Origin of the sequence: Achromobacter sp. AONIH1 (assembly GCF_002902905.1) — a bacterium.
Taxonomy (GTDB): Bacteria; Pseudomonadota; Gammaproteobacteria; order Burkholderiales; family Burkholderiaceae_B; genus Achromobacter.
In genome coordinates, this window is sequence record NZ_CP026124.1 from 3,589,296 (window position 1) to 3,603,600 (window position 14,305).

13 protein-coding genes and 2 riboswitches are annotated in these 14,305 nt (G+C 70.5%); of the genes, 8 read left to right on the forward strand and 5 right to left on the reverse strand.

Features of this window, described 5'->3' with window-relative positions:
- The first annotated feature begins 69 nt into the window (after positions 1-69).
- A complete protein-coding gene (locus C2U31_RS16495) occupies positions 70-1,416 on the forward strand; it encodes an MFS transporter (RefSeq protein ID WP_103273744.1) in 1,347 nt (448 codons plus the stop codon).
- Positions 1,417-1,487: 71 nt separating this feature from the next.
- On the opposite strand, the gene C2U31_RS16500 is transcribed toward C2U31_RS16495, so the two are convergent.
- Positions 1,488-2,714: a D-amino acid dehydrogenase gene (locus tag C2U31_RS16500; protein WP_103273745.1), complete on the reverse strand. Its 1,227-nt coding sequence runs from the start codon at positions 2,712-2,714 to the stop codon at positions 1,488-1,490.
- Between the two features lie 46 nt (positions 2,715-2,760).
- Positions 2,761-2,842, reverse strand: a riboswitch (glycine riboswitch).
- Positions 2,843-2,845: 3 nt separating this feature from the next.
- Positions 2,846-2,947: riboswitch (glycine riboswitch) on the reverse strand.
- Positions 2,948-3,119: 172 nt separating this feature from the next.
- On the opposite strand from C2U31_RS16500, the gene ampC reads away from it, so the two are divergent.
- Positions 3,120-4,286: a class C beta-lactamase gene (gene ampC, locus C2U31_RS16505; RefSeq protein ID WP_103273746.1), complete on the forward strand. Its 1,167-nt coding sequence runs from the start codon at positions 3,120-3,122 to the stop codon at positions 4,284-4,286.
- Between the two features lie 64 nt (positions 4,287-4,350).
- On the opposite strand, the gene C2U31_RS16510 is transcribed toward ampC, so the two are convergent.
- The gene (locus C2U31_RS16510) at positions 4,351-5,376 is read right to left on the reverse strand and encodes a 3-hydroxybutyryl-CoA dehydrogenase (RefSeq protein ID WP_103273747.1); all 1,026 of its coding nucleotides are present in this window, start codon (positions 5,374-5,376) and stop codon (positions 4,351-4,353) included.
- A gap of 1 nt (position 5,377) precedes the next feature.
- Positions 5,378-6,475: an NAD/NADP-dependent octopine/nopaline dehydrogenase family protein gene (locus C2U31_RS16515; protein WP_103273748.1), complete on the reverse strand. Its 1,098-nt coding sequence runs from the start codon at positions 6,473-6,475 to the stop codon at positions 5,378-5,380.
- Here C2U31_RS16515 and C2U31_RS16520 point away from each other — a divergent pair.
- Entirely contained in the window at positions 6,474-7,121 is a 648-nt protein-coding gene (locus tag C2U31_RS16520) for a hypothetical protein (protein WP_158658394.1), read from the forward strand. The genes C2U31_RS16515 and C2U31_RS16520 overlap by 2 nt on opposite strands.
- A gap of 31 nt (positions 7,122-7,152) precedes the next feature.
- On the opposite strand, the gene C2U31_RS16525 is transcribed toward C2U31_RS16520, so the two are convergent.
- Positions 7,153-8,130, reverse strand: coding sequence for an AraC family transcriptional regulator (locus tag C2U31_RS16525; protein WP_103273750.1), 978 nt, complete (start codon positions 8,128-8,130; stop codon positions 7,153-7,155).
- 216 nt (positions 8,131-8,346) lie between these two features.
- Between C2U31_RS16525 and C2U31_RS16530 the strand changes: the two genes are divergently transcribed.
- The 5 genes from C2U31_RS16530 (at position 8,347) to C2U31_RS16550 (ending at position 13,147) form a co-directional block, all read left to right on the forward strand.
- The gene (locus tag C2U31_RS16530; protein ID WP_103273751.1) at positions 8,347-9,750 is read left to right on the forward strand and encodes an MFS transporter; all 1,404 of its coding nucleotides are present in this window, start codon (positions 8,347-8,349) and stop codon (positions 9,748-9,750) included.
- Positions 9,751-9,846: 96 nt separating this feature from the next.
- Positions 9,847-10,269 carry a CopD family protein gene (locus tag C2U31_RS16535; RefSeq protein ID WP_103273752.1) on the forward strand — a complete coding sequence of 141 codons (423 nt, stop codon included), beginning with the start codon at positions 9,847-9,849 and terminating at the stop codon, positions 10,267-10,269.
- A gap of 336 nt (positions 10,270-10,605) precedes the next feature.
- On the forward strand, positions 10,606-11,367 hold the full coding sequence (locus tag C2U31_RS16540; RefSeq protein ID WP_233772873.1) for a MetQ/NlpA family ABC transporter substrate-binding protein: 762 nt from the start codon (positions 10,606-10,608) through the stop codon (positions 11,365-11,367).
- Positions 11,368-11,388: 21 nt separating this feature from the next.
- The gene (locus C2U31_RS16545; protein WP_103273753.1) at positions 11,389-12,510 is read left to right on the forward strand and encodes a methionine ABC transporter ATP-binding protein; all 1,122 of its coding nucleotides are present in this window, start codon (positions 11,389-11,391) and stop codon (positions 12,508-12,510) included.
- Positions 12,491-13,147: a methionine ABC transporter permease gene (locus C2U31_RS16550; RefSeq protein WP_103273754.1), complete on the forward strand. Its 657-nt coding sequence runs from the start codon at positions 12,491-12,493 to the stop codon at positions 13,145-13,147. The genes C2U31_RS16545 and C2U31_RS16550 overlap by 20 nt, the downstream gene beginning before the upstream one ends.
- Positions 13,148-13,169: 22 nt before the next feature.
- On the opposite strand, the gene C2U31_RS16555 is transcribed toward C2U31_RS16550, so the two are convergent.
- Positions 13,170-14,177 carry a hypothetical protein gene (locus C2U31_RS16555; RefSeq protein ID WP_103273755.1) on the reverse strand — a complete coding sequence of 336 codons (1,008 nt, stop codon included), beginning with the start codon at positions 14,175-14,177 and terminating at the stop codon, positions 13,170-13,172.
- Between the last annotated feature and the right edge of the window lie 128 nt (positions 14,178-14,305).

Sequence of the window (14,305 nt, forward strand, 5' to 3'; positions counted from 1 at the left end):
TGATGCGTCGCCCTGCCTGGTTGTAACGGGTTGGGCCCCAACCCAGTCCGGTACACCAAGGAACTAGTCATGGATGCCGTATCCCCGCAGCCCGCCGCACAGCCCGCCGCACAGCCGGCCCCGCAGCATTCCCGAGGCGATGCCCCGGCCGTCGATTCCGCCCGCATGCACAGCAAGGTCGCGTGGCGGCTGATTCCTTTCCTGATCTTCCTGTTCCTGCTCGCCTGGATCGACCGCGTCAACGTCGGCTTCGCCAAGCTGCAGATGCTGCAGGACCTGCGTTTCAGCGAGGCCGTGTACGGCCTGGGCGCGGGCATCTTCTTCATCGGCTATTTCCTGTTCGAGGTGCCGAGCAATCTGCTGCTGCAGCGCATCGGCGCGCGCAAGACCCTGGCGCGCATCACCATCCTGTGGGGGCTAACGTCGATGGCCATGGCCTTCGTCACGACGCCGTTCTCGTTCTATCTGCTGCGCTTCCTGCTGGGCGTGTTCGAGGCGGGCTTCTTTCCCGGCGTCATGCTGTACCTGACGTACTGGATCCCCGCCGGCCGGCGCGGCCGCATCAACGGCTGGTTCATGACGTCCTTCGGCATCGCCGGCGTGGTCGGCGGTCCGATCGCGGGCCTCATCATGAGCGGCATGGACGGCGTGGCGCCGTTGCGCAACTGGCAATGGCTGTTCGTGCTGGAGGGCATACCCTCGGTGATCGCCGGCATCGTGGTGCTGGGCTACCTGCCGGACCGGCCGCGCCAGGCGCGCTGGCTGTCGGCCGCCGAGCAGACGGCGCTGGAAGCCGAGCTGGAGGCCGAGCAGCGCCACGGCGGCAAGCACGCCAGCTTCGCCCAGGCCCTGCGCCAGCCGGCGCTGTGGCTGTGCACGGCCACCTACTTCTGCATCGTCGGCGGCAACGCCACGCTGGCGTTCTGGATGCCTTCGCTGGTGCGCGAGCTGGGCGTGCGCGGCGCGCTGGACATCGGCCTGCTGTCGGCGATCCCCTTCACGTTGGGCACCGTGGCGATGGTGCTCAACGGCGCGCACTCCGACAAGACCGGCGAGCGGCGCCTGCATTGCGCCGGCGCCACGCTGGTCGGCGCGGCGGGGCTCGCGCTGACCGCCGCCTACATCGGCAATCCCGTGCTGGCGATGGCCGCGCTGAGCGTGTCCGCCATCGGCGTGCTGGGCGCGTTTCCCGTGTTCTGGGCGATTCCGGCGGGCTTCTTGACCGGCACGGCAGCCGCCGGCGGCATCGCCTTCATCAATTCGGTCGGCAACCTGGCGGGCTTCGCCACGCCCTTCATGATGGGCTGGATGAAGGAATGGACCGGCGGCGTGGCCGCCGGCCTGTACGTGGTGGCCGCCATGCAGCTGACCTCGACCGCGATCGTCGCGCTGGCGATGCGCCGGCTGGCGCGCTAGCGCAAGGCGACGGGCGGCCACCCGCTGGCGGCGAACGGCGGTCCGCCGGTTGCGGCCGCGTCCGCGTCGTCTCAGTGCGGCCGCAACCGTTCGCCGACGCTAGCCGCCAGCAATTGCGCGGTGGCCGCCGACAAGGTCCAGCCCAGGTGGCCGTGGCCGGTGTTGTAGAACACGCCCGGCCGCTTGCCCGGACCCACGCGCGGCATCATGTCCGGCGTCATCGGGCGCAGCCCGCACCAGGGCACCACGCGCGCCGTCCTGACGCCGGGGAAGTGGCGGCGGGTCCAGTCCACCAGCGGCTGCACGCGTTCGGCGCGGATGTCCAGGTTGTAGCCGTTGAACTCGGCGGTGCCGGCCACGCGGAAGCGGTCGCCCAGCCGGCTGGTGACGATCTTGGCGGCCTCGTCGAGCAGGCTGACGCGCGGCGCGGCCTCGCGGCTGGCGGCGTCGTCCAGGTGCACGCTGATCGAATAGCCCTTGACCGGATAGATGTTGACCGTGTCGCCCAGCTGCCGCGCGAAGCGTCGGCTGGCCGCGCCGGCGCAGACCACCACGGCGTCGGCCTGGTACCGGTCGTCGCCGCCGTCCGTGCCGGCCAGGTCCAGCGCGTAGCCCGTGCCGTCGGCCGCGATCGCGGCGACGTCGGCGTCCTGCACGAAGCGCACGCCCAGTCGCTCGCAGGCCTGGGCCAGCCCGCGCGTGAACTTGTGGATGTCGCCGGTGGCGTCGGACGGCGTGTAGAAGCCGGCGTGGCAGGCCGTTTGCAGCGCCGGCTCGATGTCGCGAGCCTCCTCGGGCGTGACCGCGTAGCGTTCCAGGCCGCCTTCGCGCAGCAGCTCGTTGCCGCGTCGCGCGGCCTCGAAGCTGGCGGCGTCGTGGTAGATGTGCAGGATGCCGCGCCGCTCCAGGTCGAAGTCGATGCCTTCGGCCTCGGCCATGTCGTACAGGTGCTGGCGCGCCTCGATCGCCAGCCGGGTGGTGGCGATGGTGTTGCGGCGGTGGTTGGGGATCTGGCGCATGAATTGCAGCAGCCAGGAATACTTGTGCCAGCTGAAGCGCGGATTGAGCAGCAGCGGCGCGTTGCTGCGGCCCAGCCAGCGCAGACCCTTGAGCACGGTGGCGGCGCTGTTCCAGACCTCGGCGTTGCTGGCCGACAGCTGGCCGCCGTTGGCGTAGGAGGTTTCCATCGCGGGATAGCGCTGGCGGTCGTAGACGGAAACGTCGTAACCCTGCTTGCGCAGGACGTAGGCGGACGTGACGCCGGTGATACCGGCGCCAATGATGGCGATGCGGGGCATGATTGCTCCAGATGGCGTGGCGACGGCCGGCCGGCCGCTGCACCCCATCTGTCCCGGTACCTGAGAGCTTTGCCCGGCGCGTGCCGGGGTTCCCCTTCGGTGGGCGCGCAATGCGCCTCTCTCCAGATCGTCTACACCGCGCAGTCCTGTCTGCCTGAGAGTTTCCGGGGCGGTTGCTCCGTCGGCGCCCGCCGCGCGGCCGGGCCGGGGCGAGTCTCTTCTGCGGGGTGTTTGCTACGACCGTGGCAGGATAGCCAAATATTTCGCGTCCTGGAATTCAGGGTTAGTACCAGTATGGGCGCGGCGGCGCTACCATCCTGGGTTCGCGCGGGGCGCGCGCCGGCATGCCGGTCGCCGCCGCCTGGCCCCGCCCGCCTTGCTTGCGCTGTTTTCCGGGAGTTCTCCATGCGCCTGTCCGCCTTGTTCCGCCGCTGCCTGCTGGCCGTTGCCCTTGCCGCATCGCTGCCCGCGTCGGCGCTGTCCCCCATCTACGACGCCGACGCCCGCGTGCGCGCGGCCGTGCTGACGGTGATGAAGCAGCATGAAATCGCCGGCATGGCGGTGGCCGTGACCCGGCAGGGCGAGCAGCATTTCTACAGTTTCGGCCTGGCATCCTGGGAGACGCGCGTCCCGGTCACCAACGACACGCTGTTCGAAGTGGGCTCGATCAGCAAGACCTATTCGGCCACCTTGGCCGCCTATGCGCAGGCGCTGGGTCGGCTGTCGCTGGCGGATCCGGTCGAGCGCCACGTGCCCGAGCTGGCGGGCAGCGCTTTTGGCAAGGTCTCGCTGCTGGGCCTGGCCACGCACACGGCGGGCGGCTTTCCGCTGCAGGTGCCTGACACGGTGCGCGACCGCGCCCAGCTCATGGCCTATCTGCAGGCCTGGCAGCCCAGCTACGCGGAAGGCACGCGCCGCACGTATGCCAATCCCAGCATCGGCATGCTGGGCGTGGTGACCGCCAATGCCATGGGCCAGGCCTATGTGCCGCTGATGCAGGGCACGCTATTGCCCAAGCTGGGCCTGCCCAGCACCTATCTGCAGGTGCCGGCCGACCAGATGGCGCGCTACGCGCAGGGCTACGACAAGCGCAACCAGCCGGTGCGCGTGAGTCCCGGCGTGCTGGCCGACGAGGCCTACGGCGTCAAGACCAGCGCCCGCGACCTGCTGCGCTTCGTGGAACTGAACCTGGGCGGCACCAGCGGCGACGCCAAGCTGGATCAGGCCATCGCCGACACGCACCGGGGCTACTTCGAACTGGGCGGCATGACGCAGGACCTGGTGTGGGAGCAGTACCGCTATCCGGCGCCGCTGGACACCGTGCTGGAAGGCAATTCCAACACGGTCGCCTTCGAGACGCACGACGTGCGCGCGCTGCGTCCGCCGCTGGCGCCGCGCGCCGACGCCTGGATCAACAAGACCGGCGCCACCAATGGCTTCGGCGCCTACGTCGCCTTCGTGCCGGGACGCCGGATCGGCATCGTGATCCTGGCCAACCGCAACTATCCCAACGCCGATCGCGTGCGCCTGGCCTATGAGGTGCTGGACGCGCTGGAGACGGGAGGCCGTTGAGCAGGCGCGCGGGGCAGTCGCGGCGGCGGGCGCTGCCCAGGCCGGTCCGCCGGACGGTCTCCGGTCAGGCGGCCGGCGCCGCGCCGGCCCCGGCCCCGGCCCCGGCCCAGTCCCGCGCCGAGCCGCAGCGCGGCAGCAGGCCCAGCAGCGCCAGCCGGTCGCGCAGCTGCTCCAGCCGCTGCATCCGATACGCGTCCACGTCCACGCCGGCGTAGTCGTAGAAGCCCTGGCCGTCGCGCAAGCCCTTGCGGCCCTGTTCCATGTTGCGCGCGATCACGTCCGGCGCCGCGAAGCGCGGGTCCAGCGCGCCGGCCAGGTAGCGCGAGGCGTAGTAGAGGATGTCGCCGCCGCCCCAGTCGATGAATTCCAGCAGGCCCAGCACCGAGAAGCGCAAACCGAAGCCCAGGCGCACGGCGGTGTCGATGTCCTCGGCGCTGGCCACGCCTTCCTCGACCATGCGGGCCGCCTCGTTCATGGCCAGCGCCTGGATGCGCGGCACGATGTAGCCGGCGGACGGCGCGCACATCACCGGCGTCTTGCCCGCTATGCGCAGCAGCTCCAGCAGCTGGTCGGCGGCGGCGTCGCGGGTGGCGGGGCCCCGGCTGACTTCCACCAGCGGGATCAGGCTGGCCGGGTTGAGCCAGTGCGCGTTCAGGAAGCGTTCCGGATGCGCCGTCAGCGCCGCCAGTTCGGTGACCAGGAAGGTGGACGTGGTCGATGCCACCACGGCGTCGGCCGGGCAGGCCTCGTCCAGCCAGCGCAGCGCGTCACGCTTGGCGTCCAGGCGTTCGGGCACGGCCTCGAACACCGCGCGCGCCGCGCGCAGGTCGGCGGCCGCATCGTCCCTCGCGCGCAGCCGCAGCCGGGCCAGCGCGGCGTCGGCCTGGTCCTCGCTCAGCACGCCCAGCCGCGCGAGCATGCCCAGCTCGGCGCGCACGGCCGCGCGGGCCGCGTCGTGGACGCGCGCCTGTTCATCGGCGGCGCGGGGCTTGAGGTCGATCAGTGACACCTCCAGGCCGGCGATCAGGTAGGACGCGGCGATGCCCTGTCCCATGCGGCCGGCGCCGATCACGCACAAGGGGGCGGCCATCTCAATAGCCCTCTTGCAGCAGCGCGCGCATGTCGGCGCGCGACAGCGCGGACAGGCCCAGGTTCTCCAGCGTGCGGCCCTCGGCGTACAGGTCGCGCCCGGTCAGCGCCGAGGCCAGGGCCAGCAGGCCCTGCGCCACCGGCATGGGCACGCCGGCCCAGCGGCCCGTCGACACCAGGAAGGACAGCCCCAGCCGCGTGTCCTCCAGCATGTAGCGGTGGCGGTGCAGGTCGATGGTCTCGCGCCAGTCGCCGCTGTCGGTCAGGCGGCCATGGGCGCCGCGCCCGTACATCCATTCATCGCCTTCCTTGGCGTAGTGGTCGGCCAGCGGGAAATGCGGCGCGCCATAGCCCAGCGCCTCGCGCAGCGCCACGCGCTCGGCGTCCAGCGCATCGGTCACGGCGCGGATGGCTGGCTGGGTGCCTTCGTTGTGGATGTCCCAGCGCTCGAAATGCTGCAAGGGACCGGCGTTCATCAGGATGAGCGGCGGGTGGATGATGGGGCCGGCATTCATGAGCGCGCCGGACAGGCCGTCGCCCGCCGGCTCCACGCTGGGATAGGCCTGGGCCAGCCGCCGCAGCGCGGCATCGGCCAGCCGAAGGGGGAAGACGCCGGTGGGCAGGCGCGTGGCGTAGCCGCTGATGACCACGCGCTGGCCGTGCTTGCGCGCCAGGTAGGGCAGGGTGCCGGTCTCGGCATAGGCGACCTGCGCGCGGTTGCCGGCCTGGCGCTGGGCGCGCGCGAACAGCTGGCAGCCGAAGGTGCCGGGCGGCAGGAACACCACCTGCCCGTCCTCCAGCAGCGGCGCGAGCCGGGGCGCCAGCTCGTCGTGCGTGGTGGCGGGCAGCGGAATGACGATCAGCTCGGCGCCCTGGACCGCGTCGCGCAGTTCGCGCGCCAGCCGCAGCTGGCCGGGGCCGTCGCCGATGGCGATGCGGCGGGTGCCGCGATAGTCGGTGACCTCCAGCCCGCCGGCCTTGGCCAGCGCGGCGCTGGCCTCGGCGTCGCGCCGCCACCAGCGCACCTCGTGGCCTTTTTCGTGCAAGTCCGCGGCGGCCGCGTAGCAGCCGTGTCCGCCTCCGATGACAGTGACGCGCATGATCGTGCTCCTTGATGACGATGCGACGATCCTAGCGGCGCGGATGGAGGCCGGTCTGCGCCGAACGCGCAAGCGCCGTTCCATTCCGGCAAGGGATTCGGGCGGCCTGGCGGTGTGCTACAAACCACGGCGGGCGCATGCTCCAATTTTCGACATCGCTTTCCAACAGGTCGTCAGCATCATGAAAATCCTTGCCGCAGCGCTATTGAGCCTTTCGTTCCTGGCGGCTTCCGCCGTTGCCGGAGCCGATGCCAGCGCCGATCTCAGTCCCGACACCAATCTGGACGAGGCCGAGCTCGTGGCGACGCTGGAGGGCGGGCATTGGCGCTCCGGCGATGCGAAGGGCACTTACCGGGTGATCCTGGAGAACGTGGGTTTCGAGCACGTCAGCTGCCGCGTCTGGATCGAGTGGCTGGCCGATGCCAGGTCCGGCGGCGCCAAGTCAGGCCAGCCGCCGCGCGTCGTGGCCCGGGTGCCTTACGCCGAGATCTCCAACGGCTTCTGGTCCTGCGGACCGAAGCGCAACGGCCTGTCGGGCGTCACGCTGACCATACCCGCCAAGCATGCCTATTCGGGCGAGGCCCGCAAGTTCCAGGCGGTGCTGGGCGCGCCGGGCGAATACCGCCATCGCGGCGCCGGCGGCTGAGCCCAGGCGCGGGCGGCGGCCCGTGCCGGCGCTAGCGGCCGCGCAGCGTGTCCGACGGTCGACAGCCGTAGCGCTTGCGGTAGTGGCTGGCGAAGTGGCCGAAGCTGGTCACGCCGTGGCGCAGCAGGATGTCGGTGACGTTGTCGCCCGGCCCGGCCTGTTCCAGCGCCGCGTGCACGCGCGCCAGCCGCAGGCCGCGGATGTAGTCGATGGGGCTCTGGCCCAGGAAGCGCGCGAAGCCGTTCTGCAGGGTGCGCGTGGACACGCCGGAGAGCGCGGCCAGCTCCGCCAGGGTGACGGCTTCGTCCAGATGGCTTTCGATGTAGTCGCGCGCGCGCCTGACGTGCAGCGGCAGCGGCTGCCGGCGGTCGGCGCGCAGCGCGTCGCTGTAGTTATGCGGCAGCTGCATCAGCAGCAATGACATCAGGTAGTCCGGGAAGCCCGCCGCCAGCGCCGGCGCCAGCCGGTCGATGTCGGGGTCCTGGTGCAGCCGGCACAGATAGTCCAGCGTCTGGCGCACCGCCGCCATGCCCGACGAACCTTCGGCCACGTCCACGTCGAACACCAGCGGCGCCCTGAGCGGACGCTCCAGCAGCTGTTGCAGGCGGCGTTCCAGCGCCGGCCGCTCCACCCGCAGGATCAGGCTGCGGCAGTCGCTGCCGACGCGGATGAGGCTGCGCTCGGAGGGCGAGGAGACGGTCAGGCTGCCGGCGCGGATGGCGGCGCTGCGGCGACCCAGCTCGACCATGCCGCTGCCGGCCAGCGTGGCGCGCACCAGGTAATAGCTGGCGATATCGCCGGCGTCGATCTCGACCTCGGCGCCATAGCGCAGGTCGAACAGCGCGGCGCTGCCGAAATACACGCCGTACAGGCGCGACTGCAAGGGATTTCCCTGAGGCACGCGCATCTGGTGCGACCACAGGTGATGGCTGACCTGATCCCGGATCTCGGCCATGTTGGCCGAGTCGAGCAGGCAATGGCGTTGCAGCGGAATCGAGTCTTGGAACATGCTTTCCTGCGCCCCGGGAACAGTGCTTGCGCGCCCCGTATAGAGCCGCGCCCGGCAAAGGCCTACAACTGACGGACCAGGCCGCGCCCGCCGGGCCGGCCTGGGAACTCCAGGACGGGCGCCGCGCGGCGGCCGGACCTGGCGCACACAAGCAGGCGATGCGCGGTCGGCCGGAACAAGGCTGGCGCGACAGCGCCGCCACGCAAGGGAAAAGACATGACTGGCGATATCCCCGACAGCGCGCCCGCGCGCCGCTACGCCTACGAATGGTACGTGGTCCTGGTCTGCATGCTAGCGTACATATTTTCCTTCGTCGACAGGCAGATCCTGGCGCTGATGATCGAGCCGATCAAGCGCGACCTGGACCTGAGCGACACGCAGTTCAGCCTGTTGCACGGGCTGGCGTTCTCGCTGTTCTACGCCTTCATGGGCATCCCCATCGCGCTGTTGGCCGACCGCTATTCGCGGCCGCGCATCATCGCCATCGGCGTGGCCTTCTGGAGCCTGGCGACCGCCGTCTGCGGCCTGTCGCGCAACTTCGCCCAGATGTTCCTGGCGCGCATTGGCGTGGGCGTGGGCGAGGCGGCGCTGTCGCCCGCCACCTACTCGATGCTGAGCGACATGTTCCCGCGCGACCGGCTGGGCCGGGCAGTGGGCGTGTACTCGATCGGCTCATTCATCGGCGGCGGACTGGCCTTCCTGATCGGCGGCTATGTGATCAACCTGCTGAAAAGCGTGGACACCGTGGCGCTGCCGCTGCTGGGCGCGCTGCGGCCCTGGCAGGTGACGTTCTTCGTGGTGGGGCTGCCGGGCCTGCTGGTGGCGCTGCTGATTCTGCTGACGGTGCGAGATCCCGGCCGGCGCGGCCTGCGCCTGGGCGCCGACGGCCGCGCCAGCAAGCCCGCCATCGGCGACACCTTCCGCTTCCTGGCGCGGCACCGGCGCACGTTCTGCTGCCACTTCCTGGGGTTCTCGTTCTACGCGATGGCATTGTTCGCGCTGCTGGGCTGGACGCCGGCCTTCTATATGCGCAAGTTCGGCCTGTCGCCGACCGAGGCGGGCTATATGCTGGGCGCGGTGGTGCTGGCGGCCAACACCGCCGGCGTGTTCTGCGGCGGCTGGCTGATGGATGCGCTGGCGCGGCGCGGCCATGCCGACGCGCCGCTGCGGGCCGGCGTGATCGGCGCGGCCTGCATGGCGGTGCCGGCGGTGGCGTTCACGCAGGTCGATTCGCTGTGGCTGTCGGTGGGGCTGCTCCTGCCGGCCATGTTCTTCGCGTCCTTTCCCATGCCCACGTCGACGGCCGCGATGCAGATCCTGCCGCCCAACCAGCTGCGCGCGCAGGTCTCGGCGCTGTTCCTGCTGATCTCCAACCTGATCGGGCTGGGCCTGGGCACCACGGCGGTGGCCTTGCTGACCGACCGCTGGTTCCGCGATCCGGCGGCGGTGGGGCAGTCGCTGTCCGCGATGATCGGCGCGGCGGCGGTCGCCTGCGTGGTCCTGCTGGCGATGGGCTGCGGCAGCTACCGGCGCAGCCTGGCCGCCGAGGCGGCGCCCGGCGCGGCCGAAGCGTCCGATGGCGCGGCGCCGCTGACGGCGCGGCCGGCCTCGACCTCGTAGCGGCTACGGGCTGCGGCGCCGGGGCGCGACAATTCGTCGCGGTTCGGGCGACGCCACCGGCGCGCCGCCGCGTGCGCCTGCGGCGATAATCCGCGCATGACCTACCAACTCCTGAAAATGCTTCATGTCGCGGCCGTGGCCGCGTGGCTGTGCGGCTCGCTGTTCGTGTCGCTGTTCCTGCTGACGTCCCAGCCGCAGGAAGGCGAGGCGCCCAAGGAACGCAAGATGCTGGGCGCGCTGCGCCGCTGGACCCTGTTCGTGACCACGCCGGCCATGGCGCTGAGCTGGCTGGTCGGCCTGCACCTGGCCATGAGCCTGGGCTGGTTCGCGATGAACTGGATCTGGGTCAAGATCGGCATCGCGGCGGTGCTGTCGGCGCTGCTGGGCATCCAGAGCGCGGCGCTGGGCCGCATGGCGCGCGGCGCCGGCGGACGGCCGCCGGCGCTGGATCTGTATGCGCCGTTCACGGTGCTGGCGGCCGCGGCCATCGTCACGCTGGCGGTGGTCAAGCCGTTCTGAGCGGCGCGGTCCGGCCGCGTCCGCGTGTGGCGCCTCCAGGCTGCTTGCCGCAATCCGCAATGGGCCGGCATATGCGCCCGCGCCATATGGAAACACCCGTGTAATAAGGACTCAACCAAGTATTCGTTCGCCCGCGATAAGCGCGTCCCTAGAATCGTCTCACTCTCATAACTGCACAGACTTAGAGGCGATTCCATCATGACTACCCGTTTTTTCATCGCCGAACTGGCCCAGGACGAAACGCAGCCCGTCGGAGAGCGGCAAGCGCACGCGGCGCGCTCGGCGCGCGGGCGGTTTTTCAAGCGCTTGCTGGGCGCGATCCTGGCCTCGGCCGCCATGTTCCACGGCCCGGCCTTCTCGGCCGATCCCAAGCCCTTGAAGGTCGGCGTGCGCGGCGGCGTGGACGAGCAGATCTGGGAAGTGGTGGCGCGGGTTGCCAAGAAGAACGGCCTGGCCGTCGAGCCGGTGGTGATCACCGGCACCGCCAGTCCCAACGAGGCGCTGAACAACGGCGACCTGGAAGCCAACTCCTTTCAGCACATTCCCTTCCTGAAAGACCAGATCAAGCAGCGCGGCTACAAGCTGGTGCCGGTGGCCAATACGCTGATCTCGCCCATCGCCTTCTATTCGAAGAAGTACAAGTCGCTTCAGGACCTGCCGCCCGGCGCCAAGGTCGGCATCCCCAATGATCCCAGCAACCAGACGCGCGCGCTGGTGGTGCTGCGCGACCAGGGACTGATCACGCTCAAGGATGGCTTCGATCCGTTCACCGGCACGGCCACGCTGGCCGATGTGACGTCCAACCCCAGGAAACTGGAGTTCGTCGAGAGCGCCTCGGTGGTGCTGGCGCGTTCGCTGCCGGACGTGGACACGGCGGCCATCGTCAACAGCTTCGCCTACCAGGCCGGCCTGATCGCCACGCGCGACGGCATCGCCGTGGAGAAGAAGGAAAACAATCCCTACGTCAACATCATCGTGGTGCGCGAGCAGGACAAGAATGCGCCCTGGGTGCCGGAGCTGGTCAAGGCCTACCATTCCGAGGAAGTGCGCCAGTTCATTCTGAGCAAGTACGAAGGTTCGGTCATTCCGGTGTTCTGACGCCGGCTGGCGCGATCCATCATGAAGCACTACGAACTTCCCCTGGCCGAGCCGCTGGCCGGCGCGGCCCCGGCCAGCGCGCCCGAGGCGGCGCGCGACCGCGAGCACATCGTGTTCGACAGCTTGCAGAAGCGCTACCAGGGGCCGCAAGGTCCGGTGGCGGCGCTGTCGGACGTGTCTTTTTCCATCGCGCGCGGCGAGATCTTCGGCATCATCGGCCGCAGCGGCGCGGGCAAGTCCACCTTGCTGCGCACCATCAACATGCTGGAGCGCCCCGGCGCCGGCCGCGTGCTGATCGACGGCGCCGATGTCGGGCAGCTGGACGAGGACGGGCTGGTGGCGCTGCGGCGCCGCATCGGCATGATCTTCCAGCACTTCAACCTGCTGTCGGCCAAGACCGTGGCCGAGAACGTGGCGCTGCCGCTGCGCGTGGCCGGCGTCAAGCCCGCCGCCGCGCGCGTCCGGGTCGACGCGCTGCTGGACCTGGTGGGCCTGCGCGACAAGGCCGATGCCTATCCGGCCAAGCTGTCCGGCGGCCAGAAGCAGCGGGTCGGCATCGCCCGCGCGCTGGTGCACGAGCCGCGGATCCTGCTGTGCGACGAAGCCACGTCGGCGCTGGATCCCGAGACCACCCAATCCATCCTGGCGCTGCTGCGCGACATCAACCGCAAGCTCGGCCTGACCGTGGTGCTGATCACGCACGACATGGCGGTGATCCGGGAGATCTGCCATCAGGTGCTGGTGCTGGACGGCGGCCGCAAGGTCGAGCAGGGCGAGGTCTGGCGCGTGTTCGGCGATCCCGGGGCCGAGGCCACGCGCGCATTGCTGCGGCCGCTGCAGCACGACCTGCCGGCCGACCTGGCCGCGCGCCTGTCGCCCGAGCCGCAAGGGCCCGGCGCCAGCGGCGTGCTGCGGCTGCGCTATACCGGCGCCGGCCGCGCGCAGGGCGTGCCCCTGGCGGCGCTGGCCGCGCTGGGACCGGGCGCCACGCTGCTGCATGGGGGGCTGGACCGGCTGGGCGGCCACGCGCAAGGCAGCCTGCTGGTGTCGGTGCCCGCGGGCATATTGCGGCAGGAAGCCGCGCGCGCCGCGTTGGCGGCGGATCAGATCGAGGTGCTGGGCTATGTCGCTGCCGATGCTTGATAAATACCTGCAGGCTTTCCTGCAGACGCTGGCGATGGTGGGCGTGTCGGCCGTGATCGCCATCGCGCTGGGCCTGTCGCTGGCGCTGGTGCTGACCGTGACGGCCTCGGGCGGGCTGTATCCGAAGCCGCGCCTGAACCGCGCGCTGTCGATCACGGTGAACACGTTCCGCGCGATTCCCTTCATCATCCTGCTGATCGCCATGCTGCCCTTCACGCGGCTGCTGGTGGGCACCACGCTGGGCACCTGGGCGGCCATCGTGCCGCTGTCGGCCAACCTGGTGCCGTTCTTCGCGCGCATCGCGCAGGTCAGCCTGAACGACGTGGACCCCGGCCTGGTCGAGGCCGCGCGCGCCATGGGCTGCCGCCGCCTGCACATCGTGCGCCACGTACTGCTGCCCGAGGCATTGCCCGGCATCATCGGCGGCATGACGGTCAGCGTGATCGCGATGATCAACGCCTCGGCCATGGCGGGCGCGGTCGGCGCGGGCGGGCTGGGCGACCTGGCGATCCGCTACGGCTACGAGCGCTACGAGACGCGCGTGATGTTCGAGGTGATCGTGATCCTGATCGCGCTGGTGTCGATCGTGCAGTTCACCGGCGAATGGCTGTCGCGCCGCGCCGACCACAAGCGCTGACGCGGCGATGCGGCGGCGTATGTCAGGGCAGGGTGGCCGGCAGCAGGCTGGCCAGTTGCTGCGCGCCCAGCTGGTCCTGTTCGCGGACCAGGGCGTCGACGCGGGCCTGGTGCTTCCGATAGCGCGCCAGGTCGTCGTCGCGCTCGAACAGCAGCTGTCCGCCGCGCGCGACCCAGTAGGGGCGGTTGTCGTCGAGCAGCGTGATCATCTGGCCGAATTCGTCGAGGATGCGCGTTTCCAGGTCCCAGGCCCGGTTCACGTCGCGCAGCCGCGCCGGCCGTTGCGCCGCCACGCCGTCGAGCATGCGGGTCCTGGCGTCGTCGTCGATGTCCAGCGCGCGTATCAGCGCCGGCATGTCGTCCAGCGCCTGCTGGTTGCGCTGGCGGTAGGCCGGCAGCAGGCGGCCGGCCAGTTCGAGAATCATGCGGCTTTCCACCAGGCCCGTGTCGCGCGCCAGCCGGCCCGGATCGAACAGTCGCGGCAGGCCGATGTCGTCCAGATCCTTGACGTAGGCCTTGTGCTGCGCGAGCCGCTGGCCGGCCACGGTCTTGACCGCGCGCTCCAGCTCGCCGTAGGCGCCGTGGGCGCGAGGCGTGGGATCGATGTCGGGCAGCGCGCCGGGTTTCTCCGCGCCGCCGGCCATGCGGCGCAGCACGGCCATGGCGTCGCGGATGCCGGCGTTGGCCAGCTCGCGCTGGCGGTTCTGCTCGATCCGGCTCCAGGCCTGGCCGGCATCACCCAACAGCATCACCAGGCCCACGACCAGCACGATGTACAGCTGGCGGCGGGGATCGCGGAAGCGCTTGCCGATCGAGAACAGCGCACAGACCAGCAGCGGCGGCAAGGCCAACATGCCCAGCACTTCCAGGCTGGTAGCGGGCTGGCGCGCCAGCAGCATGCGCAGCGTGCCCTCGGCCATGTAGACCGCGCAGGCCAGCAGCAGGGGCAGCAGCCAGCCCGCGCGCCGCTGCGCCGCCGCGGACAGTGGCGCCTGGCTTGGAGCCTGGATGGGCCCGGATTGCGGGTTCATGGGATGCCGGTTGGGAATGCGTGGGGGATCTCAAAATGTAACAACGCCGCGCGGCGGCGTCAATGCGGCGCCGGCGCGCCACGGCGGCAGGCAGCACTTTCCGGCGCGGCCATGGCCGCGTCTTCGAT

Excerpts from the sequence above, each read along its gene's own strand:
- C2U31_RS16495 (WP_103273744.1), top strand. The coding sequence starts at position 70 with ATGGATGCCGTATCCCCGCAGCCCGCCGCACAGCCCGCCGCACAGCCG.
- C2U31_RS16500 (WP_103273745.1), bottom strand. The coding sequence starts at position 2,714 with ATGCCCCGCATCGCCATCATTGGCGCCGGTATCACCGGCGTCACGTCC.
- ampC (WP_103273746.1), top strand. The coding sequence starts at position 3,120 with ATGCGCCTGTCCGCCTTGTTCCGCCGCTGCCTGCTGGCCGTTGCCCTT.
- C2U31_RS16510 (WP_103273747.1), bottom strand. The coding sequence starts at position 5,376 with ATGGCCGCCCCCTTGTGCGTGATCGGCGCCGGCCGCATGGGACAGGGC.
- C2U31_RS16520 (WP_158658394.1), top strand. The coding sequence starts at position 6,474 with ATGATCGTGCTCCTTGATGACGATGCGACGATCCTAGCGGCGCGGATG.
- C2U31_RS16515 (WP_103273748.1), bottom strand. The coding sequence starts at position 6,475 with ATGCGCGTCACTGTCATCGGAGGCGGACACGGCTGCTACGCGGCCGCC.
- C2U31_RS16525 (WP_103273750.1), bottom strand. The coding sequence starts at position 8,130 with ATGTTCCAAGACTCGATTCCGCTGCAACGCCATTGCCTGCTCGACTCG.
- C2U31_RS16530 (WP_103273751.1), top strand. The coding sequence starts at position 8,347 with ATGACTGGCGATATCCCCGACAGCGCGCCCGCGCGCCGCTACGCCTAC.
- C2U31_RS16535 (WP_103273752.1), top strand. The coding sequence starts at position 9,847 with ATGACCTACCAACTCCTGAAAATGCTTCATGTCGCGGCCGTGGCCGCG.
- C2U31_RS16540 (WP_233772873.1), top strand. The coding sequence starts at position 10,606 with ATGTTCCACGGCCCGGCCTTCTCGGCCGATCCCAAGCCCTTGAAGGTC.
- C2U31_RS16545 (WP_103273753.1), top strand. The coding sequence starts at position 11,389 with ATGAAGCACTACGAACTTCCCCTGGCCGAGCCGCTGGCCGGCGCGGCC.
- C2U31_RS16550 (WP_103273754.1), top strand. The coding sequence starts at position 12,491 with ATGTCGCTGCCGATGCTTGATAAATACCTGCAGGCTTTCCTGCAGACG.
- C2U31_RS16555 (WP_103273755.1), bottom strand. The coding sequence starts at position 14,177 with ATGAACCCGCAATCCGGGCCCATCCAGGCTCCAAGCCAGGCGCCACTG.